We start from the raw sequence: 21846 nt of genomic DNA, 5'->3' as shown, positions 1-21846 counted from the left end.
TGTGAGCGCCAATCCTGCTAGCGCGCAACCAATCCGCATGGGGGCTTTGTGACGGCCACGGCACTACACCTCCTGCAGCACGGTTGGGTGCAGGGGGGGTGCTTCCTGCGCCAGTTCCCCCTGGTGGCGCTGTTCCTGGCCATGGGGCTGGGGGCCTTGGTGGGGCGCGTGCGCGTGGGTGGCTTCCGCCCAGGGGATGTGGCAGGCGCCCTTTTGGTGGCCGTGCTCCTGTCGCAGTGCGGTGTCACAGTGGCGCCCCAAGTGGGCATGGTCCTGTTCGCCCTGTTCATCTACGCCATCGGCTTTGGCTCTGGGCCAGAGTTCTTCGGCTCCCTTGGGCGCTCAAGCCTGCGTGAGGTCAGCATCGCTGTGGTGCTGGCGCTGACCAGCTTGCTGTGCGTCCTGGCCTGCGCTTGGTGGTGGGGGTTCGACCCTGGAACGGCAGCTGGCATCGCCTCAGGTGCATTGACGCAATCAGACATCATCGGCACTGCAGACACAGCCATAGAGCGCCTCGGCCTGCCTCCTGCCCAAGTGGCGCTCTGGCAAGCCAATGTGGCTGTCGGCTTTGCCGTGACCTACATTTTCGGTCTTGTTGGCACCTTGTTCCTGATATGCCAGGTGATGCCGCGCTTAGCAGGGCGCAGCATCAGGGAAGCTGCGCTGGAGGCGGGGCGCGCAGGCGCGCCAGGCCAACCAGCCCCCTTGCACACCTCCAATCCGAATGGCGCCCTGCCTGAACTTCTCAGCCGGGTTTACAGGGTGGCCCAGCCAGGGCTGACGGTGGGCAGCGTGGAGGCCATGGGGGTGAGCGTACCGCGCGCCCGCCTTGAAGGCCACATCGTCACGCCAGCGCCTGACGCCCCTTTGCTGGAAGGCGACCTAGTGATGCTCCTGGGGCCGCGGGGGCATGTGGCTTCGGCTGGGCGGCGCATCGGGCCTGAGGCGGCAGACGCCTTCTGCATGGACACCGTCCTGATGCGGGGCCGCGTGCGCCTTGGCAAGGATGCTGGGTTGTTCGGCCACAGCCATGCGGCCCTTCTGGCGGACATTGCGCCCGTCACGGGGCTGCGCGTTCACCTGCAGGGCGTCAGCCGCAACGGCAAGGCCTTGGCGCCAAACGCCCACAAAGCGCGCACAGGCGACATCATCACCCTGTACGGCCTGCCTGGGGACGTACGCCGTGCAGCCCAGCAGCTTGGCGTCTTGCTGGCAGCTGGGCAGAAATCAGCCCTGGCCTACCATGGCGCTGGGCTGGCACTCGGGCTGGCACTCGGGACGTTGACGCTGCATGTGGGCCCCGTGCCGCTGACGCTCGGCACAGGGGGTGGCTGCTTGGTGGCTGGGCTTGGGATGGGTTGGTGGCATGGGCGCCATCCCCATGTCGGCAATTTGCCAGCGCCAGCCGCCAGCCTGATGGTTGACCTTGGCCTGCCAGGCTTTGTGGCCGTAACGGGCCTCAACGCAGGGCGGCAGATGGTGGGCGCGCTGCTGGCCCATGGCGCCAGCATGTTTGCAGCCGGCCTGGTGGTAACGGTGGTGCCCGTCACGGTGGCCACCCTGTTCGCGCTCAAAGTCCTGAAGTACCGCAACAGCGCCCTGCTGGCGGGCGCCCTGGCGGGGGCGCGCAGTTCCAACCCAACTTTTGGCGAAGCCCTGACCCAGGCCGGCAACATGGTGCCGGCGCGCTCCTTTGTCGTCACCTACGCCATGGCCAATGTGCTCCTCACCCTTTTGGGGCCCTTGATCGTAGGGCTGCTGCGGTGAGGGCGCACCAGGATCCCCTACACCAGCCAACCAGCCCCCACCGTGCTCTTAACCCTGATTGAAAGAACAAACATGCAGCCCCACAACCCCTCAAGCCCCCTACACTCCTTGTGGCAGGCCCCAGCTCCCGCCAATTCAGAGCGCCTTATGCAGCCAGGCGGCACAGAGTGTGGAAAATCATGGCGCCATGTGGGGCGCGGCGTGGGCTTGGCGCTTTCACTAGCTGCTGGGCTGGCGGCCATCCAGCCAGGGGGCGCCAACGCCGCTACCAGCGCCCCAAACACAGGCGGCAACCAGCCTTCAAGCTCAGGCGGCAAGCGCTGCACACTGCTTGTCCTGGCCACAGGGGGCACCATCGCTGGGCAGCCCAATGGCTTTTCAGCGGTCGGCTACAAGGCAGGCAGCCTTTCAGGGGCTGATTTGGTGGCCAGCGTGCCCGCCTTAGGGCATTTGGCGCAGCTGCGGGTGGAGCAGATCGCCAACATTCCAAGCCAAGACATGAACGAGGCCGTATGGCGCCATTTGGCAGCGCGCATCCACCAAGCGGACATCCACCATGAGGCCTGCGGCATCGTCATCACCCATGGCACGGACACCATGGAGGAAAGCGCCTATTTCCTCCACAAAACCTATGGTGGGCACACACCTGTCGTCATAACGGGCGCCATGCGCCCAGCTAGCGCCACCAGTGCTGATGGCCCAGCCAACTTGCTGGCAGCAGCGCGCACAGCCCTGGCGCCCCAGGCGGATGGGCGTGGCGTCCTTGTGGTGATGAACGACCAAATCCACAGCGCGCGCAACGTCAGCAAAACCCACACCACAGCGTTGCAAACGTTTCGCTCACTCAATGGCGGCGTGGCAGGCTGGGTGGATGACGACCAAGTGCGCTTCGCGCAGGCCCCAGACACCCGCACGCCAGACCATGACCCCCTTTACGACTTGCCTGGCCATGACCTGCCGCGGGTGGACATTATCTATGTTCACGCTGGGCTGGACGCCCAACCCGTTGAGGACGCCGTGGCGCGTGGCGCGCAAGGGCTAGTGCTGGCAGGCGTTGGCGATGGCAACGCCCCCAAGGCCGTGCTGGAGGCCCTAGACAAAGCCCGCGCCAAGGGCGTTTTGGTTGTGCGTTCACGCCGCCCAGCGGAGGGCTTCACCAACCGCGATGTGGAGGTCAATGACAGCGCGCGTGGCTTCGTGGCCGCTGGGCGGCTCAGCCCTGTTCAGGCACGCTTGTTAGCACAGCTTATCATCGCCACGGGCCCCAAGGGGGTGGGGGAAGTCCAGCGCGCTTTTGACGCGGAGTGAGCGCGCGCCCACCCTGCCAAAGAACACAACAGAACGGGAGGCCAGTGCCGTGCATAACCCCAACGACCATGACCATAAGCATGACTATGCTGACAACGCCCCCAGCCACGCCCGCGACCGCATGGGGGATCCAGCCCGCTGGGAGGAAGTGGTCCTGGACGAAGACGGCCTGCCAGAAATCATCCCAGCAGGTCATTCCAAAGCGCCTGCGCCAGGCGCGCCCCCTTTGGAAATCTCTCTTGTCCACTGGGCCATCATTCAGACCATCCTGGCTGATTTTGCAGCCAGCTGGACAGTGTGTGCCTATGGTTCCCGTGCGCGGCATGAAGCGCGCGAGCGCTCAAACCTCAACATGGTGGTGATGGCCCCCCTGCCACCGCCGCCAGCGCGCTATGCTGAACTCAACGCCGCCCTAACCGATACAGCCCTGCCCTGGACGGTAGACCTGCACAGCTGGGACAGGCTGTCTGCCGCTGTCCGCGAACGCATCTGGCCCGACCTAGTGGTCATCTGGCCCCCGGCGCACCAAGGGCAGAAGCCAGCCCGCCCCTGAAGGCGAACACGCTGGTCACCAAGGCATTGGAGCCCAGCTTATGGGAACATCAATGGTTAAGCAGTAGCGCCAGCAACCCAGCCAAAACGAAAATCCCCCCGCCTGAAAGCAGGACCTGGCGCCAGTCCCGCCTGATGGCCGCCATGGCAATCCCCAGGCGCTGGGCACGTTCTGGCGGAAGGCGCATGCCTTTGTCGTAAAGGCGCATGTCCTGCCCCTGTACCGCCTCGCTGCGGGTCGCCATCACCTGGCGCAAGCAACGCCAGGCCCCCACCCCCACGTAAGTAAAGCCCCCAACGCACAGCAGTGGAATAACTTTGGCCGCACCATGGCGGGCTAAAAGCGCCCCAAGGCTGCCCAAAACCAAAATGGCGCACCACAAACAGGCCGTGCCGGTAATGACCATCATGCGCACACAAACACGTGGGTCAGGTTCAGGCTGGGATGATGGCTGGCTGGGATTGGCAGAAGCGGTGTCGGATGACTTCACAGGCAAGGCTCCTTCATGGGGTTGGGTTGTTCAGTTAGATTTTGGAATTGCGGCTGTCCTGGGGTTGCTGGGACAACAGTAACAGCATTCGGCCCTGCGCCTGCAATGCCCCGGCCCCATCAAGGCCAGCGCCAGGCCAACTGGGGTTGGTGGCTTTGGTTGGGGGCAAGGTGTAAGAACCAGTAAGCGGTTGGCTAACCGGCAGTCGCTTTCTGCCACCCCTTTGCAGGGGATGGTCAGGCACAGCTGGCCAAAATGCGTGGCAGAATGGCACAATGAAGGAGGGGGGTTGCTTCATGGTCAACAAGCGGAAAGGGTCCACCCCCAGGATGGCGGGCAGCAGAATGGCGGCGCTGGCACTGTGGGGGGGCATGGCCAGCGCGCTGGGCCTGGCCTCAGCCCAGGCCCAGATGCGCGCTGACACCTGTGAAGGCGTGGCGGTGGCCAGCCACGCCCCCCAACCCCAGGATGGCACAGGCGCACTCCAGGCAGGGCAACAGCTGCCCTACCTTTCAGCGGGGCGGGGGGATGACGCCTCCAACCCCACTTATTACGAGGGCCCAAGCGGGCTGCTCTACCCAGCCAGGGATGTTAGGCTCATCAACTGCCTGGTTGTGCGCCACGCCATTACTGCCACCTACGATCCAGGCTACAGCTTGCAAACCAATCCTGACGCCCCTTCGAAAAGCCAACCCCCCACCATGGCGCGCCCCACCCGCACCATGGGTAGGATTTCAGGGCAATGGGGTTTGGCGCAGGATTTCGCGCGCCGCGTGCCCATCCCCATGCTGCAGTTCACTGGTGATGACCTCTCTGGCAACAACGCCATCATGATTGAACCCGTGCCGCGTGAACGCCAAGGGCTGGAGGATACGGCGCGCGTCATCGCCAGCAGGCAATGGTTTGACTGCACCAAGGGCCCTCTGGCGCTGTGGTTCGCTAACGGCCAGACATTCTGGCTGCCCACAGCGGGGCGCTGCCGTGGCGACCAGGTGGTGACGGAACTCAACCCTCTGGATGAACGCCGCTTTGGCGCCGCTGTGCAGCAATCATGGCTGGCAGCCCTGGTGCAGGGCGGCCAAGCGCTTGAACTGCAGGCTGACCCAGGGTCGCAGAAAGCCATCACGGATTTCCGCAAAGCCAACGACCCCAGCCAGAACACACGCTTTTTCGCTGACATGCCTGGCTGGGCGCTAACGGATTACGAATTCACCTACCTCCCCCCCACGCAAGGCAAGGCTACAGCGATACCGCCAGCGGGGCGCCCCATGGGAACGTACCAGCCAGCCCCCTACACCCAGATGCGTTGGCACAATGCGGACCGCTGAACACAACAGGAAACCCGATGACAAACGCCACCCCCACCACTGAACGTGCACGCCTGCAGGCGCAAGCAGAGGCCCTGCAAGCTGAGATGCAGGCTCTCCTCACCAGCCCCGCTGCAGAGCAGGAGGATCCATTCACGCTGGCACGCCGCCTCGATGAGGTCAAAAGCCAATGGCTGACTGTTAGCCAAAAGCTCAGCCAGCTGCCCAGCTGAGCTTCACGTCACCTTATTCCCTTCACCCCTTCAAAGGGGCGCGGGCTGGCGGCGGTGGGGTGAAATGCGCCAAGATGGTCCCTGGCGGTCGGCCGCAGTCTTTGCGCTGCGCCAAGCCCGTTGAGTTCACACGTTCAGTTCACAACTGTGCCCACCAAGGGCCAAACCCTGGAGAAGCGTCAATGGACACGCAGAAAATCATGGATGCCCTGAGCGGCTTCAAAGGCACGGCCCAGCAAGGGGCCAGCCTTCTTGACAGCTTGGCGCAGAACCTGCGCCAAATGGCCGGCAATGGCGAATCCACCACTGCCCAGTGGGCAGGGCGGTTGGAAACCCTAGCCCAGGCCGTCAAAAATGGTGAGGCCAACATGGGTTCCGTCACCAAGGCCCTCCAGGGGTTGGGGCTGGCTGGGGCTGCTGCACACCTCCTCCATGGTGACGAGAAAGCGCCTGCCCAAACCAGCTCCACCCCTGCCTCACCTGAAGCCCCACAAGCCAGCCAGGAACCAGCCCAGGCCAGCCAGGGCACAGAGGCACCAACTCCCCAGCCCCAGGAAGCGGCCGCCCACCCCACAGCCGTTGGCAGCCTTGGGCCTGCCTTGGCCAGTTTGGCTGAAGAGTACCTTGGGCATTTGTTGAAGAAATAAGCCCAGCACTACCAGCAAGTCCCCCAGCGGCTACTGGGACTGTGGCCATGCCCTAGCCAACACTGGGGTGTGGTTTGGCCTCAAAAGTGCAGCTGCCCTTCAAGCAGTGGGCGCGTCAGGGCCCGGCACTCCAGCCTGCTGCAAAGCGGCGGCTTGCTGGCGCTCCAAAGCAGCTAGGCTGTAGCCTTCCAGCAGGCCTTCAAACATTCTGTGCCAGTTCAGCTTGGCGTCAAGACGCAGGAAAGCGCTGCCAAGACCAATGGCTGAACGGTCCAGCATGACGAATTCACGCGGTAGCGTAACGCCGCCTGTGCGTTTCAGCCCTTCAAACACTTGTTCCAGCATAGCGCGGGCTGCTTCAGGGTTGTTGCTCTCACGCATGGTTACGGCACGGTCGGTCAGCAGGGGCTTGAAAAAGAACCGGGCCCATTCGCCCAGAATGGCCGCCGTCTCCCGCGAGAGGCCCTTGAAGCCCCAAAGTTCATAAGCGTGGTAGGCACGCTCGCCATCTTGCTCCTGGAGGGCGCGGTACAGCTCCACAACGCCATGGACGAAGCGTGGCCTGAATACCCTGATGGCACCAAGGTCAAGTAGGTTGATACCAGGACCTTCCCCCCCTTCCCCCGCACGCAAGGTGAAATTGCCAGGGTGGGGGTCACCGTGGATGACGCCGTAATGGTAAAAGGGCTTGTACCAGGCTTTAAAAAGGGCGGATGCCACCTGGTTACGCCCTTCCTGTGCCATGTCGGGGGTGAAAGCAGCGCCGACGGGGCTACCCTCCACCCATTCCATGACCAGCAGCCGCTTGGTTGTGAGGTCATCAACGGGATTAGGCACACGCACCTGCGCTGATGTGCCCAGCATATGCTGGTACAAGCGCAGATTGGCGGCTTCGCGTTGGTAGTCCAGTTCCTCCCTCATGCGCTCGGCTAGCTCGGCGTAAACTTCATCCTGCCTGATGGTGGTGCTGAAACTGCGGTAAACACCAAGCAGGGCGCGCAACTGGCCCAGGTCGGTTTCAACGGCGCTGTCCATCCCAGGGTACTGGAGCTTGCACGCCACCAAGCGCCCATCGGGCAAGCGCGCCTTGTGCACCTGCCCCAGGGAGGCCGCAGCCACGGCCGTGCGGCCAAAAGCGCTGAAATGCCGCCCCCATTCAGGCCCCAGTTCCGCTTTCATGCGGCGCGCGACAAAACCCCAGCCCATGGGGGGCGCGTTGGACTGCAGCCCAGCCAGGGTGTCAGCGTATTCCTCAGGCAGCAGCCCTGGCACAGCAGCCAGAAGCTGCGCGCCCTTCATCAACGGTCCCTTAAGGCCGCCAAGGGCGTTTTTGAGGGCTTCAGCGTGGGCTGCGCCACCTGTTTCAAACCCCAGCCTCTGCCCGGCCAGGCGCGCCACAACACCCCCCATGGCCCCTGATGAACGCAGCAAACGCCCCATGCCATCCAGGAAGCCACTCTCATCAAGCTTGTCACGGCTGGGTGTGGGGGTGGGGGCAGGCTTGTGGTGATCACTCATGGCCGTGGCCTTTGTCAGGTGGGGGGCTGGTGTGGGCAAAGTGGTAGGGCTGCCTGCCTTCAAGCGGCAGGCATGGCTTCCAGCTCGTCAATCAGGCCAGAGATCACGTCAAGGCCGATATTCCAAAAAGCAGGGTCGCGCGCGTCAAGGCCAAAGGGGGCCAGAAGCTCATGGTGGCGCTTGCTGCCGCCCGCGCTGAGCAGCGCCTTATAACGGGGCGCGAACCCATCAGGCTGGCTGCTGTAGACGCCATAAAGCGCATTCACCAGGCAATCGCCAAAAGCGTAGGCGTAAACATAAAACGGCGAATGGATGAAATGCGGTATGTAGGACCAGTACTGATCATAGTCAGGGGTGAAGTTGAAAGCCGGCCCCAGGCTGCGCTGCTGCACATCACGCCAAATCTCGCCTAGGCGGGCAGCTGGGATTTCGCCCTTAGTGCGTTCAGCGTGGACCTTGGACTCAAATTGGTAAAAAGCCATTTGGCGCACAACAGTGTTGAGCATGTCCTCCACTTTGGAGGCGATAAGGTGGCGCCTGTGCGCTAGGGTGGGCGCCTGCCCCAGGAGGGAGCAGAATGTTAGCATCTCCCCAAAAACGGAGGCCGTCTCAGCCAAGGTTAAAGGGGTGGAGGAGCGTAGGTGCCCCTGCGCCTGCCCAGCCAGAACCTGGTGGATGCCGTGGCCCATTTCATGGGCCAAGGTCATGACGTCACGTGGCTGCCCGCGGTAGCTCATCAAGATGTAGGGATGGACTGAAGGCACAGCAGGATGGGCGAAAGCGCCAGAGGCTTTGCCAGGCACCGGGGCTGCGTCAATCCAGGAGTTGGTGAGGAAACGGTCAGCCAAAGCGCCCATCTCCGGGTCGAAGCCATGGTAAGCTTGCCGCACGATGGAAGCCCCTTCCCCCCAGCTGAGCGGCCTGGCCTCCACCCCTGGCAGGGGGGCGTTCCTGTCCCAGTGCTCCAAGCGGTCCAGCCCTAGCCAGCCAGCTTTCAAGCTGTAGTAGCGGTGCGAAAGCCTGGGGAAGGCTGCCTCCACAGCGCTGTCGAGGGCGTCAACCACCTCGTCCTCCACCCTGTTGGCCAGGTTGCGGGCGCTGACGGGGCGGCTGAAGCTGCGCATTTTGTCGCGGGTGGCTTTGTCTTTGGCCAAAGTGTTGGTGATGCTGGCCAACAGGTGGTTATTGCGCCCAAGCGTTGCGCTGATGGCCTTGGCCGCTTTCGCGCGCACGGTGCGGTCTGGATCCATCATCAGAGTGAAAGCTTCATCAAGGGGCCGTGTCTGGCCGTTCAGCTCCACCGTCAAGGCCGCCATGGTCTCATCGAAAAGGCGCACCCAGGCGCTGCGGCCTGTCACGTCCATGTCCATCAAGGCCTGTTCAAGCTCGTCTGAAAGCTGGTGGGGGCGATGGCTGCGCATGTCACGCAGGTAAGTGGCCCAGCCAGCCAAGGCCTGGTCAGCCAGGAGGACCTCAAAAGGTGCGTCCTCAATCCGGTTGATTTCAAGGCTGAAGAACAGCAGGTCAGCTGAAAGTGCTGTGATTTTCTCGCGCACATCCTGCAGCAGGCGCCCTGCGGCAGGGTCGGTGCTGGCTTCAGCAAATTGCAGGTAACTGTACGTGGCAGCGCGGCTTAGAAGTTCATCAAGCTTTTCATAGGCTTCAAGCGCACTGGCCAGCCCAGCGCCACTTTCCCCAAGCTTGCCTTGCCAGCGCGCCTTGAAGGCACGCGCCTGGGTTGCGGCCTTGTCCAGGTCCGCCACCAGGGCTGGGTCCTGCCTGCTGGGGTAGAGGTCTGAAAGGTCCCAGCGCGGCGGCGCTTCTGGCAAAGCCAAAGGGGGCAGCGCGTGGGCGTTTTCAGGACTGGTGGGTGACGTCATGAATTTTCCTGCTAACCATGGGCGCCCAGCAAGGGGCACTGGGTACAGTCCAATCCTAGCCGCCCTGCCACCCAGGTTCCAGTGGCGTGCTGCCCAGGGCAGGCTGCCCCTTGAAGTGCCGCCGCTTAATCTGGAGAAAATTTCACCCTCAAGCGCAAAAAGCGGTTGACCGCCGCTGCCATGCCCGTTAGATATCCCCTCACCAGCCCGGTGCGGCCTCTGCTCAGTAAGTAGATGCGAAAGCAGTACCTGGTTAGCCTCTGTGCCCAGATGGCGGAATTGGTAGACGCGCTGGCTTCAGGTGCCAGTGTCCGCAAGGACGTGGAAGTTCGAGTCTTCTTCTGGGCACCATTATTTACGTTGCAAACGCCGTTCGGTCCCTGACCTTCGCCTGGAAACCGGGCAAGGAACGTGGGCTGGGCGGCGTTTGCTGTTGTTGGCCCCTATCATGGGGCTTTAAAGGTCATGAAGCGGAGCCACGGCTCCAGCGCCCTTTTATGACCATTTTTTTGACCATTGAGACTGAGGAGTGGAGCGATGGGTTCCGAAAGCAAGGCCATTCACCTTCATGACGGCGACTTGCCAGATGGCCTTGACCTGGGCCCGGTCGTTGCCATCGACACAGAGACCATGGGGCTTGACCAGCGCCGTGACCGCCTTTGCCTGGTGCAGATCTCCAGCGGTGACGGCACAGCCCACCTGGTGCAAATCAAGCCTGAATCCATGGGCGGCAAAGGGGCCAACTGCCCCAACTTGAAAGCCATGCTTGAAAACCCGAACGTCAAGAAGCTTATGCATTATGCGCGCTTTGACGTTGGCATCCTTCAACACGCCCTGGGTGTGCGCATGACTTCGGTCATCTGCACCAAGATCGCTGCCCGCCTGGTCTACACCTTCACAGACAAGCACGGGCTGGCTTTCCTCACCAAGGATTTGCTTGGCATTGAGATGTCCAAGCAGCAGCAGTGCTCTGACTGGGGGGCGCCTGAACTCACCCCTGAACAGCTGCAATACGCTGCCTCTGACGTGCTGCACCTTCATGCTTTATGGGAAAAGCTGGAGGCCATGCTGGTGCGCGAAGGGCGCCGGGAGCTGGCCCAACAATGCTTTGACTTCCTGCCCACCCGCGCTGAGCTGGACAGCCTGGGCTACGACCACCCCGACATCTTCTCCCACAGCGCACGCCTGTAAGCAGGGCAGCTTGGGCTGGGCAGCCCAGGCCCCGTAGCGTTCACCCCCCTTGCCCCGACCCTGCCTACTTGCTTTGACAAGGAACCTTCCACGCAAGGCACGCGACCATGGCCCTTTCTCCCTCCACCACCCCTGCCCCTGAACAATCCTTGCCACCAGGCCCTGTGCGCACGCTGAATAACCAAATCAGTGGCCTTGTGGCCCTGCGTGACGCCCTTGAGAGGGAGGAACTTGGCACCGCCTTCAGCCAAGCAGTGGACATCATCTTGCAAAGCCGGGGGCGACTGGCTGTGTGCGGCATTGGCAAATCAGGCCATGTGGGGCGCAAGCTTCAAAGCACCCTTGCTTCCACAGGCACACCATCGCTTTTCATCCATGCTGCTGAGGCGGCCCACGGCGACCTAGGCTCCCTCCAGCCTGAGGACGTTCTGCTGGTGCTCTCCAACTCTGGGGAGACGATAGAGCTGGAAGCAGTGCTGCGCCATGCGTTGCGCCTTGGTATGCGGCGGCTTGCTATCACCAGCCAGCCTCATTCCACCTTGGCGCGCTGGGCGGAGGTCCCGCTTATCATGCCGGCCACGCCTGAGGCCTGCCCTCTGGGGCTTGCACCTACTACCTCCACCCTCATGCAATTGGCCATAGGGGATGCCCTGGCCATGGCCCTGCTGGAGAAGCGCGGCTTCAGCCGTTCTGACTTCAGCCTGTTGCACCCGGCAGGGCGGCTGGGAGCGCGGCTGCGCCCTGTTGGGGAATTCATGCACAAGGGGCCGACCATGCCCCTTGGCACCGCTGACATGAGCTTGCGTGAGGTCATCATGGAAATGACCAGCAAATCATTTGGCTGCGTGGGCATTGTTGACAGCGGCGGCCGCCTGGTAGGGCTAGTCTCAGAACGCGACCTGCGCCAGGCGCTTGACCGCGACCTTGACAGCACATGCGCGGAGACGATCATGAATCTTATGCCGCGTACCACCACCTCTGAAACTTCAGCTGAGGAGCTTCTCCTCCTCATGAGCAACCCGGACTTCCCCGTCAGCTCTATGTTCGTTCTGGACGGGGCAGGCCGCCCCCAGGGCATTGTCCACCTGCACGACATCCTGCGCGCTGGCACGGCCTGAGCGCCCCAAGCCATGACCAGTCCCCAACGCGAGGATTTCGACCCCGCCCACCAGGAGCGCATCAGGCGCCTCGATGAACTCCGCCAGGAGGCGCTGGCGCGCAACCGCTCTGTTCCCACTGCCAGCGCCTTGGCCAAGCGTCAGGAACGGTTGAAGCTGCTCCTCATCACGCTGCCTGTCATCGGGGGGCTGTTTGTCGGCAGCATTCTGGCATGGCCTGAAATCACCCACCTGCTGCACCAGAACAAAGCCGTCCTCCATGAGCTGGGGCGCCTGAAGCTTGAAACAGGCTTGATGGACAGGATGGTCTACCGCAATGTGGATGATGACGGCCGCCCCTACACGCTGACCGCCGACCATGCCCACCAACTGGCTGACAACCGCATCAACTTGCAGAACCCTGCTGCCGACATTGTGCTCGGCCCCCATTCATGGGCTTGGGTGCGCGCTGACAGGGGGGTCTACATGGAGCATGAGCGCACACTTAACCTGGATGGTCACATCATCCTCTATCGCAATGATGGCCTCATCCTGAACACGCCTAGCGCTGACCTCGACCTTGGCCATGGCGTCCTCGCCACCCATGATTGGGTCCATGCTGAAAGCCCCTCCGGCACGCAGGACGCCATGGGCGCCTTCCTTGACCAAAAAGCCAACATCCTGCTTTTTGGTGGCCCAGGCCTGACCAGGCGTTTTGATGACAATGGCGATCCGTCCCCCTACCTTTCAAAGCCCGTTCCCAAGCCTGCCGCGGAGGAAAACCATGGCCGCTGAGCCTTCACCACTGAAAAGGCCGTGGCAGCGCGCAGCCCTGCTGGCCTGCCTGGCGGCCAGTAATTGGCAGCCTGCGCCAGTAAGCGCCCAGGTCCAGCCAGCGCCTGATGGCACAACCGCGCCCAGCGCTAACATCACTGAACCAGACAGCCCCGTGGCGCAGCTACCAGCCCCTGGTGGCGACCAGGCCCATGGCGTGCCCATTCAGCTGTTTTGGAAAAACCAGGAAATTTACGACCGCAACCGCCAAACCGTCACGCTGATTGGTGGCGCGCGCGCTGTGCGCGACCACGTCACGCTTGATGCCGATATGTTGATTGGCTATCTGCGCCCCAAAACCGCCAACCCCAACTACCACCCAGAACCCACGCCTGAAGCGCCAGATGGCGCCCCCCCCAGCAATGCGGACGGCGCTGACGAGGCCCCGCCAGAAGGCCCCGCTCCCAATGACGCAGCGCCAGACGCCAGCACAGACCCCACAGGCGGGCTGGAGCTTTACCGCATTGAGGCGCGCAGCCACGTTCATGTCTATAACGACCAGGACCAGGCCTGGGGTGACCATGGCGTTTACGACATGGACAGCGGCCTGATGATGATGACAGGCGACCATTTGCGCGTCAAAACCCCCAAGGACGTCATGACGGCGCGCGACCTGCTGCAATACTACCCCAAGACCAAGGTCTCCATTGGCAGGGGGGAGGCCACCGTCACCACCAATGACGGCAAGCGCATCACAGGCGACATCCTTGAATCCATTGGCATGACGGCAGCGCAGAAAGCAGCGCGCGATGCCCAGAACGCCCGTGAAGCCAGGGCGGCGCGGCGCGCCGGGCGCCCCTTCAAACCAGACACCAACACCATGGACAGGGCCTTTGCTTGGGGGCATGTGGTGGTCAGGACGCCGTCGCAGGTTGCGACCTCGGACAGGGGGGTCTACCTTTTCGGGCCGGAGCTGGCGCGCTTAGCTGGCCATGTGCATGTAACGCAAGGCCAGAACGTCAACAATGGTGCCCAGGCCCTCGTCAACATGAAAACGGGTATCTCCACCATGCTTCCTGGGCGCGACAGCCCCGTTCAAGGGCTGGTCATCCCTAATGAGAGCCGCAATAACCCTTGAGGGGAAGCCCGTAAGGGGCGCCAGGCCTAGTACCTGGCTGCGCCATAAATTGCCTGGACAGCGGGATTCCCAGCACGCCACACCAGCCGCCAAGCCACGCCGAGGGCACGTTGATGACCATGACCACACCACCTGAAAGCGCCCCGCCAACTGCCGCTCCCCAGGATGCTTCCAGCCCGGCCACCGCCCAGGATGAAAGCTGGCAAAGCGCCCCCACCAGCCAGCCAGCACCCCCCCACCAGCTCAGCCCTGAAATGATGGAGCAGATGAGCAACCCCGACACCGGCCTGGTGGCGCGCGGCATCGGCAAGTTCTACAAAAAGCGCCAAGTGGTGCGTGACGTCTCCCTCCACGTTCAGCGGGGGGAGGCCGTTGGCTTGCTCGGCCCCAATGGCGCTGGCAAAACCACCAGCTTCTATATGATTGTTGGCCTGGTGAAGGCGGACACGGGTGCCATCATGCTTGATGGCGCCGACATCACCCAACTGCCCATGTACCGCCGCGCCCGCTTGGGCGTGGGCTACCTGCCCCAGGAAGCCAGCATTTTCCGTGGCCTAACGGTGGAGCAGAACATCATGGCCGCCTTAGAGGTGGTGGAGCCTGACAAAGACCGCCGCCATGAGATGCTCGATGGCCTTTTAGCGGAGTTCGGCATCACCAGGCTGCGCCAATCCCCTTCGCTGGCGCTTTCAGGGGGTGAGCGCAGGCGCCTTGAAATCGCCCGCGCCTTAGCAAGCCAGCCTAACTACATCCTCCTTGACGAACCCCTGGCAGGCGTTGACCCCATTGCGGTGGGGGAGATCCGCGACCTCGTTAAGCACCTCAAGGACAGGGGGATTGGGGTGCTCATCACAGACCACAACGTGCGGGAAACGCTGGAGGTCATCGACCGTGGCTATATCCTCCACAGTGGCCATGTCTTGATGGAGGGCACGCCTGAGGCCATCGTGGCCAACCCTGATGTGCGCCGCATCTACCTGGGGGAAAACTTCACGCGTTGAAGCCCCTTACCTAGGCCCCAAGCCTGAGTCCAGGTTTGAGCCAAGGCTGGAGCTTAGGCCTGGGCAGGCTTTTCCCCGACCCATCCCAAGGGGGGCTCCAAGGCGCTTCCAAAGCGCCACCAGCACCGCTATGGTGCCCGCCATGAGCTTGACTGAACTTCTGCAAAACGTGGCGGATGCAGAGCCTGCGACCGTCCTTGTGGCCCCCCACCCCTTCCTGCGCCGCAAAGCGCGCCCGGTGGAGGAAGCCGACCTCCCCACTATTAGGGAAGCTTTGCCCAGCCTGTTTGCTGCCCTTTACAAAGCGCCTGGCATTGGGCTGGCTGCCCCCCAGGCGGGCATAGGGCTGCGCTACCTCATCATGGACCTTGCCCGCCCTGATGAGGGGGAGGCCCCCGCCCCCCACCTGTTCATTAACCCCGTGATCCTTGAAAGCAGCGAGGAGCTCGCCCCCTACCACGAAGGCTGCCTTTCCCTGCCCAACCAGTTTGCTGACGTCATGCGCCCTGCGCGCGTGCGCGTGCGCTACCAGGACCTGGAGGGCGCCTTTGTGGAGGTGGAGGCGGACGGCCTTTTGGCAACGTGCCTTCAGCATGAAATCGACCATCTTGACGGCGTCCTGTTCGTTGATCACCTCTCAACGCTCAAGCGTAACATGGTGATGCGCCGCCTGGAGAAAGAGCAGAAGCGCCGCCGCTAAGGGTACGCCACCAGCCCCAAGGGCTGGCGCTGCACGGAGCGCGCGCGCCCCGCATGTACGGAAAGCTCAAGCCAGGAGGAAGCCTGCATGAAACTGGTCTTCATGGGTTCGCCCGATTTCGCCGTCCCTGCCTTAGAGGCCCTGGTGGGGGCTGGCCATGAAGTAGCTGCCGTCTACAGCCAGCCACCGCGCCCAGCAGGGCGCGGCAACAAGCTGCGCCGCCAACCAGTCCATGTGGCTGCTGAAAAGCTGGGCATCACTGTGCGCACCCCTTTGAAGCTGCGCGCCAATCAGGCGGAACTGGAGCACCTCCAAGCTTTGCAGCCTGACGCTATCGTGGTGGCTGCCTATGGCCTTCTGCTGCCAGCTGAAATCCTGCGCTTGCCTAAGCGCGGCTGCCTGAACATCCATGCAAGCCTGCTGCCGCGCTGGCGGGGTGCTTCGCCCATTCAATCTGCCATTCTCCATAGTGACCCCCAAAGTGGCGTCACTATTATGCAGATGGATGAGGGTCTGGACACAGGCCCCATGCTGGCTTCAGCCACCACGCCCATCACAGGCCAGGATACCGCAGCCACCCTTCACAACAGGTTGGCGGCCCTAGGCGCGCCCTTGCTTCTGGATGTTCTGACCAACCCGCCCCAGCCACAGGCCCAGCCAGCTGCCGGCGTCACCCACGCTCCCAAAATCAGCCGCGATGACGGTGCACTTGACTGGAACAGGCCGGCGCCTGAACTGGATTGCCAAATCAGGGCCTACACCCCCTGGCCAGGCTGCTTCACACGCTTGCTGGACAAAATAGGCACGCCCCTGTTCACATTGCGTGTCGGCGCTGCCCAGGTGGCAGCACACCACCCAACCCTGGCGCCAGGGCAGTTGAAGGCGGCAGGGGGTCAGCTTCTGGTGGGGTGTGGCGCCGGCTCTGCGCTGGCCCTCACCAAACTGCAAAAGCCAGGCCGCGCCATGATGGCCACAGATGATTTCCTGCGCGGCCATCCTCTTGAACCTGGCCAGAAACTGGGATGAGTACCCTCCCCCAGCCGGCAGCACATGGCCAACGCACCTGGGCGGACCCTGCGCGTGACAAGTCAGGCCCACGGCCAGAGCGCTGGGCCATCAAGGTGGAGTTTGACGGCACTGATTACGTTGGCTGGCAGAAGCAGAAATCAGGCTTAGCCATTCAACAGCTGATTGAGGAAGCCGCAACGCAGCTCAGCTCAGGCCAGCCTGTGCCCAGCATCACGTCAGGGCGGACGGATTCAGGCGTTCATGCCGCAGGGCTGGTGGCGCACCTGGACTTCCCGCCTGGTTCCAACCTCACAGCCCATGCTTTGGCTGGCGCGCTGAATTACCGCCTCAAGCCGCACCCTGTGGTGGTGCTGCAGGCTGCCCCTGTCAGTTTGTCATGGAATGCGCGTTTCTCCGCCACATGGCGGCGCTACCGCTACAGCATCCTGAACCGCCGCGCCCGCCCTGCCCTCCAGGCGCGCACTATGACCCACGTGCCCTATCCGCTTGATGTCAGCGCTATGCGCGCTGCAAGCCAGCATTTGCTGGGGCACCACGATTTCTCCTCTTTCAGAGCGGCGGCTTGCCAAGCCCGTGACGCTTTGCGCACGCTTGATGAACTGACCATCCACCAGGAGGGGGACGTGATTTTCATGGAAACCCAGGCCCGTTCATTCCTCCACCACCAAGTGCGCAACATGGTGGGCACGCTGGTGCAAGTTGGGCGCGGGCGCTGGCACCCTGATGACGTAAAGCGCATCCTGCAGGCGCGTGACCGCACCCAGGCTGGCCCCACAGCCCCCGCCACGGGGCTGTGCTTCATGGCTGTGGGCTATGATGAGGACCCCTTTGCCTCTTAATAATAAAGGACCCGCCCCTGTTTTTAAGCTTTGGCCAAGCAGCGAGGCAGGGCAGGGAGAGTGGTTTCACACCCCCATGCGCACCATGAAACGCTCCGTGATGGCTGTTAGCGCCTCAAGGGAAGGCAGGCTCACATGCTCATCACGTTTGTGCATGGTGGCGCCCACCAAGCCAAACTCCGCCACAGGGCACCAATGGGTGATGAAACGCGCATCAGAGGTGCCACCACCTGTGTCAAGCGCTGGGGCGTGGCCCGTCACGTCCTCAACACACTGCGCTAGCAAGGCCACGTCATGACCGCACGGGGTAAGGAATGATTCGCCGCTGACATCCACATGGAGCGCCGCGCCAGGGGCATGGCGGTCCACCATGGCCTCCAGCCACGCTGTGAGGCTGGCGCCGCTGTGGGCGTCATTGAAGCGGATGTTGAGCCTTGCCTCAGCGCTGCCAGGGATGACGTTGGTGGCCTGGTTGCCAACATCAATGCTAGTCACTTGCAGGGAGGACGGCGCGAACCGCTCCGTGCCTTCATCCAAGACCGTGCTGGAGAGGGCGTCAAGCAGCCTGACCAAGCGTGGCAGCGGGTTGTCAGCGCGGTGGGGATAGGCGACATGGCCTTGAACGCCCTTGACCACCACGCGGGCATTGAGGCTGCCGCGCCGACCAACCTTGATTATCTCGCCCATATGGGTGGGGTTGCTTGGCTCCCCCAGCAGGCAGAAGTCAGGCCTGCGCACCCCTTGCGCACGCAGCCATTCAATCACAGCGCGCGTGCCGTGGCGGCCTGGCCCTTCCTCATCGCCTGTGATGAGGAACGCCAAACGCCCCTTGAGGGGCCCCTTTTCCAACCGGCGCGCCACAGCAGCCACAAAAGCGGCCAAGGCCCCCTTCATGTCGGCCGCACCGCGGCCCCACACGCTGCCATCAGCCACCACCCCCGCAAAAGGTGGCTGCGCCCAATCAGGACCAGGGGGGACCACATCCGTGTGGCCGCCCAAGCACAGGAAGGGCGCAGGCTTGCCTGCGGCATCTTCAATCGGTCCTGCCACGGCCCACAAATTGGGGGTCTTGGCGCCTTCAGAGCCAAAATCCAACCGCTTCACCTCAAACCCCAGTCCCTCAAGCGCCTGAGCCAATACGGCCATGGCGCCACCGTCTTCTGGGGTGACTGAAGGGCAGCGCAGCAGGCGCTGCAACAGGGGGAGGGGGTCTCTCAGGGCAGACCGTGCTGGGATGGCTGCTGACTGCGTCATAGGTGTTCAGTCGCGCAGCAGGTCGTTGATGGAGGTTTTGGAGCGCGTGCGCTCATCAACGCGCTTGACGATGACGGCGCAAGCCAGTGCTGGGCCGCCAGCCACTTTGGGGGGCAGCGTGCCTGGCACCACAACGGAGTAAGCCGGCACGCGGCCCATGAAGACCTCCCCGGTAGCGCGGTCAACAATCTTGGTGGAGGCGCTGAGGAAAACCCCCATGGACAGCACGGAGCCACGCTCCACAATTACCCCCTCGGCCACCTCTGAACGCGCGCCAATGAAGCAGCCGTCCTCAATGATCACAGGGGCGGCCTGTAGGGGCTCCAGAACGCCACCAATGCCAGCGCCACCGCTAATGTGGCAGTTCTGGCCAATCTGCGCGCATGACCCCACCGTGGCCCACGTGTCCACCATGGTGCCGCTTTCAACCCGCGCGCCCATGTTCACGAAGCTTGGCATCAACACAACACCTGGGGCGATATAGGCGGAACGGCGCACCACAGCGCCTGGGACAGCGCGGAAGCCCGCCTTCTCAAAAGCAGCCTTGTCCCAGCCAGCGCATTTCATGGGGACCTTGTCATAGCCAGGCGCGCCACCGCAGGCCCCTGGCATGACTTCATTAGGGCTGATGCGGAATGACATCAGGACCGCCTTCTTCAGCCATTCATGAACCAGGCGCTGGCCCTCCTTCACCTCCGCCACGCGTAACGCGCCGCAGTCAAGCCCGTCAAGGGCCTGGTTGATGGCCGCGCGCGCCTCCCCCCCCGTCTGAGGGGAAAGGTCAGCGCGTTTTTCCCACAGCTGGTCGATGGTGGTGCGGAGCGCTGCCACGTCAGGCAGGGTGGGTGAAGCCGTCATGATGTATCCTGAGAGGTTATTGCCGTTCAAGCCTGCAAACTTGCTTGGGCCCTGGGTGCAAGTCAACGCTAAACCCTTGTTGGGGACCGAGCGTGCTAACATGTTCAACCATTCAGGCAAGCCACTGCCGCAACCAAGACACAACCATCTGCTAAAAGCCAAACGCCCTGCAGCTGTTTCAGCTTTGCAACATCGCCCCCAACGGGGGTGGTGGCCTGGGGCTGCCCATGCTTTGCTAGCCTCAATCACAACAGCACCCCTGGCAAGGGTGCCAGCCTACCTCGTTCCACATGCCCTTGTTTCAGGAGGGGTTCATGATTGATGGCTTCCCCGAAACCCGCCCAACCAGCCACCCCTCCCCCAAAGCGCCTTCCTGGCGCGCCCTTCTGCCCAGGCTGGCGGGCACGCTCAGCCAGCCACGCCAACTGCGCGCCTTGCTGTGCCACCATTTTGACTGCAGCGCTGCAGCCAGCGTTCCAGGGCAAGCCTCAGCCCCGAGCAGCGGTGAGGCCACAAGCTACCTCTTCACTTTGCCAAATGGCCAGCGCGTTCTGTTAAAGCGCCCCGCCAGCGCACCATGGTCTGCAGGCGAACGCGCCAAGCTGGAGGCCACTGAGGCCTTCCTGGAGCAATGCCACCAGCAGCAGGCCTTCCAAGGGCGGCTTCAGCAGAGTATTCTGGGGCAAGTGCGCCATGAGCCAGGGTCAGGCTTACTGACGGGCCCAGCCTTCAATGAGGAACTGGACAGGCGCCTGGCCAGGCTTGACTTCATCAACATGGCTGGCACCTTGATGATGGTGCAGGTCAATGGGCTGTTCAAAGCTGAAGACGGACCTGCCACAGACCAAGCCAAATTGCGCCAAACCGTCAGCGTGCTCAAAAACGCTGTCCGCCCTACGGATTTGGTGGGGCGGCTTGGCGCCAACCTTTTCATGTTGTGGATGGATGGTGGCGATCGTTTCGCTGCTTCAGAGCGCGCAGCCTGGCTGACGGGCATCTGCCAAATGAGTGACGGCGGGTTAATCAGGGGACCTGAACAGGATTTGCTTCTTCTAGGTGTTTTGCCCGCCCATGAATGCGCCCTTCAAATCGGCCTGGCCTGCCGTGAGGCCAGCAGCGGGGAACGGGCAGCTGAACTGGTGGAACAAGCCGCCCTTGCCCTGCGCCAAACAGACCCCCTGCGCTTGCCATGGCGCTTCGCCCGCACGGAAGATTGCACCTGCTGAGGGTTTTCCTGAGGCGTTCTTCAAGGATTTTACAGGAGGCCCCGACCAAGGCGCGTTCTGGCCGGACCCACAGGGTTTGGACGGCTTGCGCTATTGTTCCCTCAGGGCTTGATGAGCGTGCCCTGGCCACCTTCAGTGAACAATTCAAGCAAGCAGCTGTGGGGCTGGCGGCCGTCAAGAATCACCGCGGCCTTGGCGCCTTGCTCAACCGCTTTCAGGCATGTTTCCACTTTAGGGATCATACCCCCTGTGATGTGGCCCTCAGCAATCATTTGGCGCGCTTCGCCAGCGCTCAGTTCCGCCAGGCGGTTGCCGTTGCCGTCCAGAACACCTGGCACGTCCGTCAACATCAGCAAACGTGAAGCCCGCACAGCCCCAGCGATGGCGCCAGCTGCCGTGTCCGCGTTGACATTGAGCGTTTCCCCCCCAGGGCCACTGGCCAGAGGTGCTACCACGGGGATGATGCCAGCCCCCAGCAGGGCGTAAAGCACCCGTGGCTCCACTTTAGTGGGAATGCCGACAAAGCCCAGGTCAACGGCTTCCCCTGCTGGTTCGCCATGGGGGCCTGGGCTGCGCCTCTGGTGGCTGGCTTTGCGCGCTTGCAGCAATTTGCCGTCACGCCCTGAAAGGCCAACGGCCAGGGCGCCAGCGCGCGTTACCAAATCGGCCACGCGCTTGTTGACGGTACCAGCTAGCACCATCTCAATCAGCTCCACCATGGCTGCGTCTGTGACGCGCAGCCCATCAACGAAGTGCGGCTCCACCCCCAGGCGCTTCATCATGGCGCTGATTTGCGGGCCACCACCGTGAACGATAACAGGGTTGATGCCAACGAACTTCAGCAACGCTACGTCACGGCCAAAAGTGGCCGCCAGATCATTTTGCTGCATGGCGTGGCCACCATACTTCACCACGATGGTATCACCAGCGTAACGGCGCAGGTAAGGCAGGGCGTGGGCCAAGACGGAAGCCGTCATCTGCTCATCGCCAAGGGGCTGGGGGGTGTCTGGCTGGCTGTTGGGGGTGGCGTTCATGG

The 21846-nt window shown here is 62.8% G+C and carries 21 protein-coding genes and 1 tRNA gene; 16 read left to right on the top strand and 6 right to left on the bottom strand.

What is annotated here, in order from left to right; translation table 11 throughout:
* The first annotated feature begins 48 nt into the window (after nucleotides 1-48).
* From E3E12_RS06725 to E3E12_RS06715, 3 genes are all read left to right on the top strand, one after another.
* Nucleotides 49-1767, top strand: a complete 1719-nt coding sequence (locus tag E3E12_RS06725) for an aspartate-alanine antiporter-like transporter (RefSeq protein ID WP_141443618.1) — start codon at nucleotides 49-51, stop codon at nucleotides 1765-1767.
* A 72-nt stretch (nucleotides 1768-1839) separates the two neighbouring features.
* Nucleotides 1840-3075 (top strand): asparaginase, encoded by a 1236-nt coding sequence (locus E3E12_RS06720; protein ID WP_240810468.1) that lies wholly within the window; start codon nucleotides 1840-1842, stop codon nucleotides 3073-3075.
* Nucleotides 3076-3124: 49 nt separating this feature from the next.
* Nucleotides 3125-3628, top strand: a complete 504-nt coding sequence (locus E3E12_RS06715) for a nucleotidyltransferase family protein (RefSeq protein ID WP_141443617.1) — start codon at nucleotides 3125-3127, stop codon at nucleotides 3626-3628.
* A gap of 49 nt (nucleotides 3629-3677) precedes the next feature.
* On the opposite strand, the gene E3E12_RS06710 is transcribed toward E3E12_RS06715, so the two are convergent.
* Nucleotides 3678-4118 (bottom strand): hypothetical protein, encoded by a 441-nt coding sequence (locus E3E12_RS06710; RefSeq protein WP_141443616.1) that lies wholly within the window; start codon nucleotides 4116-4118, stop codon nucleotides 3678-3680.
* 344 nt (nucleotides 4119-4462) lie between these two features.
* Here E3E12_RS06710 and E3E12_RS06705 point away from each other — a divergent pair, with 344 nt between their 5' ends.
* From E3E12_RS06705 to E3E12_RS06695, 3 genes are all read left to right on the top strand, one after another.
* Nucleotides 4463-5446 (top strand): hypothetical protein, encoded by a 984-nt coding sequence (locus tag E3E12_RS06705; protein WP_149498274.1) that lies wholly within the window; start codon nucleotides 4463-4465, stop codon nucleotides 5444-5446.
* Between the two features lie 17 nt (nucleotides 5447-5463).
* A complete protein-coding gene (locus tag E3E12_RS06700; protein WP_141443614.1) occupies nucleotides 5464-5658 on the top strand; it encodes a hypothetical protein in 195 nt (64 codons plus the stop codon).
* Nucleotides 5659-5840: 182 nt separating this feature from the next.
* On the top strand, nucleotides 5841-6305 hold the full coding sequence (locus tag E3E12_RS06695; protein WP_141443613.1) for a hypothetical protein: 465 nt from the start codon (nucleotides 5841-5843) through the stop codon (nucleotides 6303-6305).
* Between the two features lie 99 nt (nucleotides 6306-6404).
* On the opposite strand, the gene E3E12_RS06690 is transcribed toward E3E12_RS06695, so the two are convergent.
* Together E3E12_RS06690 and E3E12_RS06685 are read right to left on the bottom strand one after the other, a co-directional pair.
* Nucleotides 6405-7823, bottom strand: coding sequence for an ABC1 kinase family protein (locus E3E12_RS06690; protein WP_141443612.1), 1419 nt, complete (start codon nucleotides 7821-7823; stop codon nucleotides 6405-6407).
* Nucleotides 7824-7882: 59 nt separating this feature from the next.
* A complete protein-coding gene (locus tag E3E12_RS06685) occupies nucleotides 7883-9703 on the bottom strand; it encodes a M3 family oligoendopeptidase (RefSeq protein WP_141443611.1) in 1821 nt (606 codons plus the stop codon).
* 264 nt (nucleotides 9704-9967) lie between these two features.
* Here E3E12_RS06685 and E3E12_RS06680 point away from each other — a divergent pair.
* The 9 genes from E3E12_RS06680 (at nucleotide 9968) to truA (ending at nucleotide 17472) form a co-directional block, all read left to right on the top strand.
* Nucleotides 9968-10054 (top strand) — tRNA-Leu (locus tag E3E12_RS06680).
* A gap of 186 nt (nucleotides 10055-10240) precedes the next feature.
* On the top strand, nucleotides 10241-10894 hold the full coding sequence (locus E3E12_RS06675; RefSeq protein WP_141443610.1) for a ribonuclease D: 654 nt from the start codon (nucleotides 10241-10243) through the stop codon (nucleotides 10892-10894).
* Nucleotides 10895-11001: 107 nt separating this feature from the next.
* Nucleotides 11002-12012, top strand: coding sequence for a KpsF/GutQ family sugar-phosphate isomerase (locus E3E12_RS06670; protein WP_141443609.1), 1011 nt, complete (start codon nucleotides 11002-11004; stop codon nucleotides 12010-12012).
* 12 nt (nucleotides 12013-12024) lie between these two features.
* On the top strand, nucleotides 12025-12786 hold the full coding sequence (gene lptC, locus E3E12_RS06665; protein WP_141443608.1) for an LPS export ABC transporter periplasmic protein LptC: 762 nt from the start codon (nucleotides 12025-12027) through the stop codon (nucleotides 12784-12786).
* Complete coding sequence (locus E3E12_RS06660) at nucleotides 12776-13903, top strand: hypothetical protein (RefSeq protein WP_240810467.1); 1128 nt, start codon at nucleotides 12776-12778, stop codon at nucleotides 13901-13903. Before lptC ends, E3E12_RS06660 begins: the two co-directional genes overlap by 11 nt.
* Nucleotides 13904-14157: 254 nt before the next feature.
* Nucleotides 14158-14904, top strand: a complete 747-nt coding sequence (lptB, locus tag E3E12_RS06655; protein ID WP_141444155.1) for an LPS export ABC transporter ATP-binding protein — start codon at nucleotides 14158-14160, stop codon at nucleotides 14902-14904.
* A gap of 142 nt (nucleotides 14905-15046) precedes the next feature.
* On the top strand, nucleotides 15047-15604 hold the full coding sequence (gene def / locus E3E12_RS06650) for a peptide deformylase (RefSeq protein ID WP_141443607.1): 558 nt from the start codon (nucleotides 15047-15049) through the stop codon (nucleotides 15602-15604).
* Between the two features lie 87 nt (nucleotides 15605-15691).
* Nucleotides 15692-16630, top strand: coding sequence for a methionyl-tRNA formyltransferase (gene fmt / locus E3E12_RS06645; protein ID WP_141443606.1), 939 nt, complete (start codon nucleotides 15692-15694; stop codon nucleotides 16628-16630).
* A complete protein-coding gene (gene truA, locus E3E12_RS06640; protein ID WP_141443605.1) occupies nucleotides 16627-17472 on the top strand; it encodes a tRNA pseudouridine(38-40) synthase TruA in 846 nt (281 codons plus the stop codon). Before fmt ends, truA begins: the two co-directional genes overlap by 4 nt.
* Nucleotides 17473-17538: 66 nt before the next feature.
* On the opposite strand, the gene dapE is transcribed toward truA, so the two are convergent.
* Nucleotides 17539-18726: a succinyl-diaminopimelate desuccinylase gene (dapE, locus tag E3E12_RS06635; RefSeq protein WP_141443604.1), complete on the bottom strand. Its 1188-nt coding sequence runs from the start codon at nucleotides 18724-18726 to the stop codon at nucleotides 17539-17541.
* A 6-nt stretch (nucleotides 18727-18732) separates the two neighbouring features.
* Nucleotides 18733-19584, bottom strand: a complete 852-nt coding sequence (gene dapD / locus E3E12_RS06630) for a 2,3,4,5-tetrahydropyridine-2,6-dicarboxylate N-succinyltransferase (RefSeq protein WP_141443603.1) — start codon at nucleotides 19582-19584, stop codon at nucleotides 18733-18735.
* A gap of 314 nt (nucleotides 19585-19898) precedes the next feature.
* Between dapD and E3E12_RS06625 the strand changes: the two genes are divergently transcribed.
* Nucleotides 19899-20810, top strand: a complete 912-nt coding sequence (locus E3E12_RS06625; RefSeq protein ID WP_149498272.1) for a GGDEF domain-containing protein — start codon at nucleotides 19899-19901, stop codon at nucleotides 20808-20810.
* Between the two features lie 101 nt (nucleotides 20811-20911).
* Here E3E12_RS06625 and argB read toward each other — a convergent pair whose 3' ends face one another.
* Nucleotides 20912-21844 (bottom strand): acetylglutamate kinase, encoded by a 933-nt coding sequence (gene argB, locus E3E12_RS06620; protein ID WP_141443601.1) that lies wholly within the window; start codon nucleotides 21842-21844, stop codon nucleotides 20912-20914.
* Between the last annotated feature and the right edge of the window lie 2 nt (nucleotides 21845-21846).

The sequence above is a fragment of the Formicincola oecophyllae genome, from assembly GCF_006542395.2.
Classification (GTDB): domain Bacteria; phylum Pseudomonadota; class Alphaproteobacteria; order Acetobacterales; family Acetobacteraceae; genus Formicincola; species Formicincola oecophyllae.
The sequence above is the reverse complement of the archived record's forward strand: the minus strand, read 5'-3'. Positions and strand labels throughout refer to the sequence as shown.

Bases quoted from the DNA above. Each gene is read 5' to 3' on its own strand.
- fmt (WP_141443606.1), top strand. From the start codon at position 15,692: ATGAAACTGGTCTTCATGGGTTCGCCCGATTTCGCCGTCCCTGCCTTA.
- E3E12_RS06700 (WP_141443614.1), top strand. From the start codon at position 5,464: ATGACAAACGCCACCCCCACCACTGAACGTGCACGCCTGCAGGCGCAA.
- dapD (WP_141443603.1), bottom strand. From the start codon at position 19,584: ATGACGGCTTCACCCACCCTGCCTGACGTGGCAGCGCTCCGCACCACC.
- lptB (WP_141444155.1), top strand. From the start codon at position 14,158: ATGATGGAGCAGATGAGCAACCCCGACACCGGCCTGGTGGCGCGCGGC.
- argB (WP_141443601.1), bottom strand. From the start codon at position 21,844: ATGAACGCCACCCCCAACAGCCAGCCAGACACCCCCCAGCCCCTTGGC.
- truA (WP_141443605.1), top strand. From the start codon at position 16,627: ATGAGTACCCTCCCCCAGCCGGCAGCACATGGCCAACGCACCTGGGCG.
- E3E12_RS06675 (WP_141443610.1), top strand. From the start codon at position 10,241: ATGGGTTCCGAAAGCAAGGCCATTCACCTTCATGACGGCGACTTGCCA.
- E3E12_RS06660 (WP_240810467.1), top strand. From the start codon at position 12,776: ATGGCCGCTGAGCCTTCACCACTGAAAAGGCCGTGGCAGCGCGCAGCC.
- E3E12_RS06625 (WP_149498272.1), top strand. From the start codon at position 19,899: ATGATTGATGGCTTCCCCGAAACCCGCCCAACCAGCCACCCCTCCCCC.
- lptC (WP_141443608.1), top strand. From the start codon at position 12,025: ATGACCAGTCCCCAACGCGAGGATTTCGACCCCGCCCACCAGGAGCGC.
- E3E12_RS06720 (WP_240810468.1), top strand. From the start codon at position 1,840: ATGCAGCCCCACAACCCCTCAAGCCCCCTACACTCCTTGTGGCAGGCC.
- E3E12_RS06690 (WP_141443612.1), bottom strand. From the start codon at position 7,823: ATGAGTGATCACCACAAGCCTGCCCCCACCCCCACACCCAGCCGTGAC.
- E3E12_RS06695 (WP_141443613.1), top strand. From the start codon at position 5,841: ATGGACACGCAGAAAATCATGGATGCCCTGAGCGGCTTCAAAGGCACG.
- E3E12_RS06705 (WP_149498274.1), top strand. From the start codon at position 4,463: ATGGCGGCGCTGGCACTGTGGGGGGGCATGGCCAGCGCGCTGGGCCTG.
- dapE (WP_141443604.1), bottom strand. From the start codon at position 18,726: ATGACGCAGTCAGCAGCCATCCCAGCACGGTCTGCCCTGAGAGACCCC.
- def (WP_141443607.1), top strand. From the start codon at position 15,047: ATGAGCTTGACTGAACTTCTGCAAAACGTGGCGGATGCAGAGCCTGCG.
- E3E12_RS06670 (WP_141443609.1), top strand. From the start codon at position 11,002: ATGGCCCTTTCTCCCTCCACCACCCCTGCCCCTGAACAATCCTTGCCA.
- E3E12_RS06685 (WP_141443611.1), bottom strand. From the start codon at position 9,703: ATGACGTCACCCACCAGTCCTGAAAACGCCCACGCGCTGCCCCCTTTG.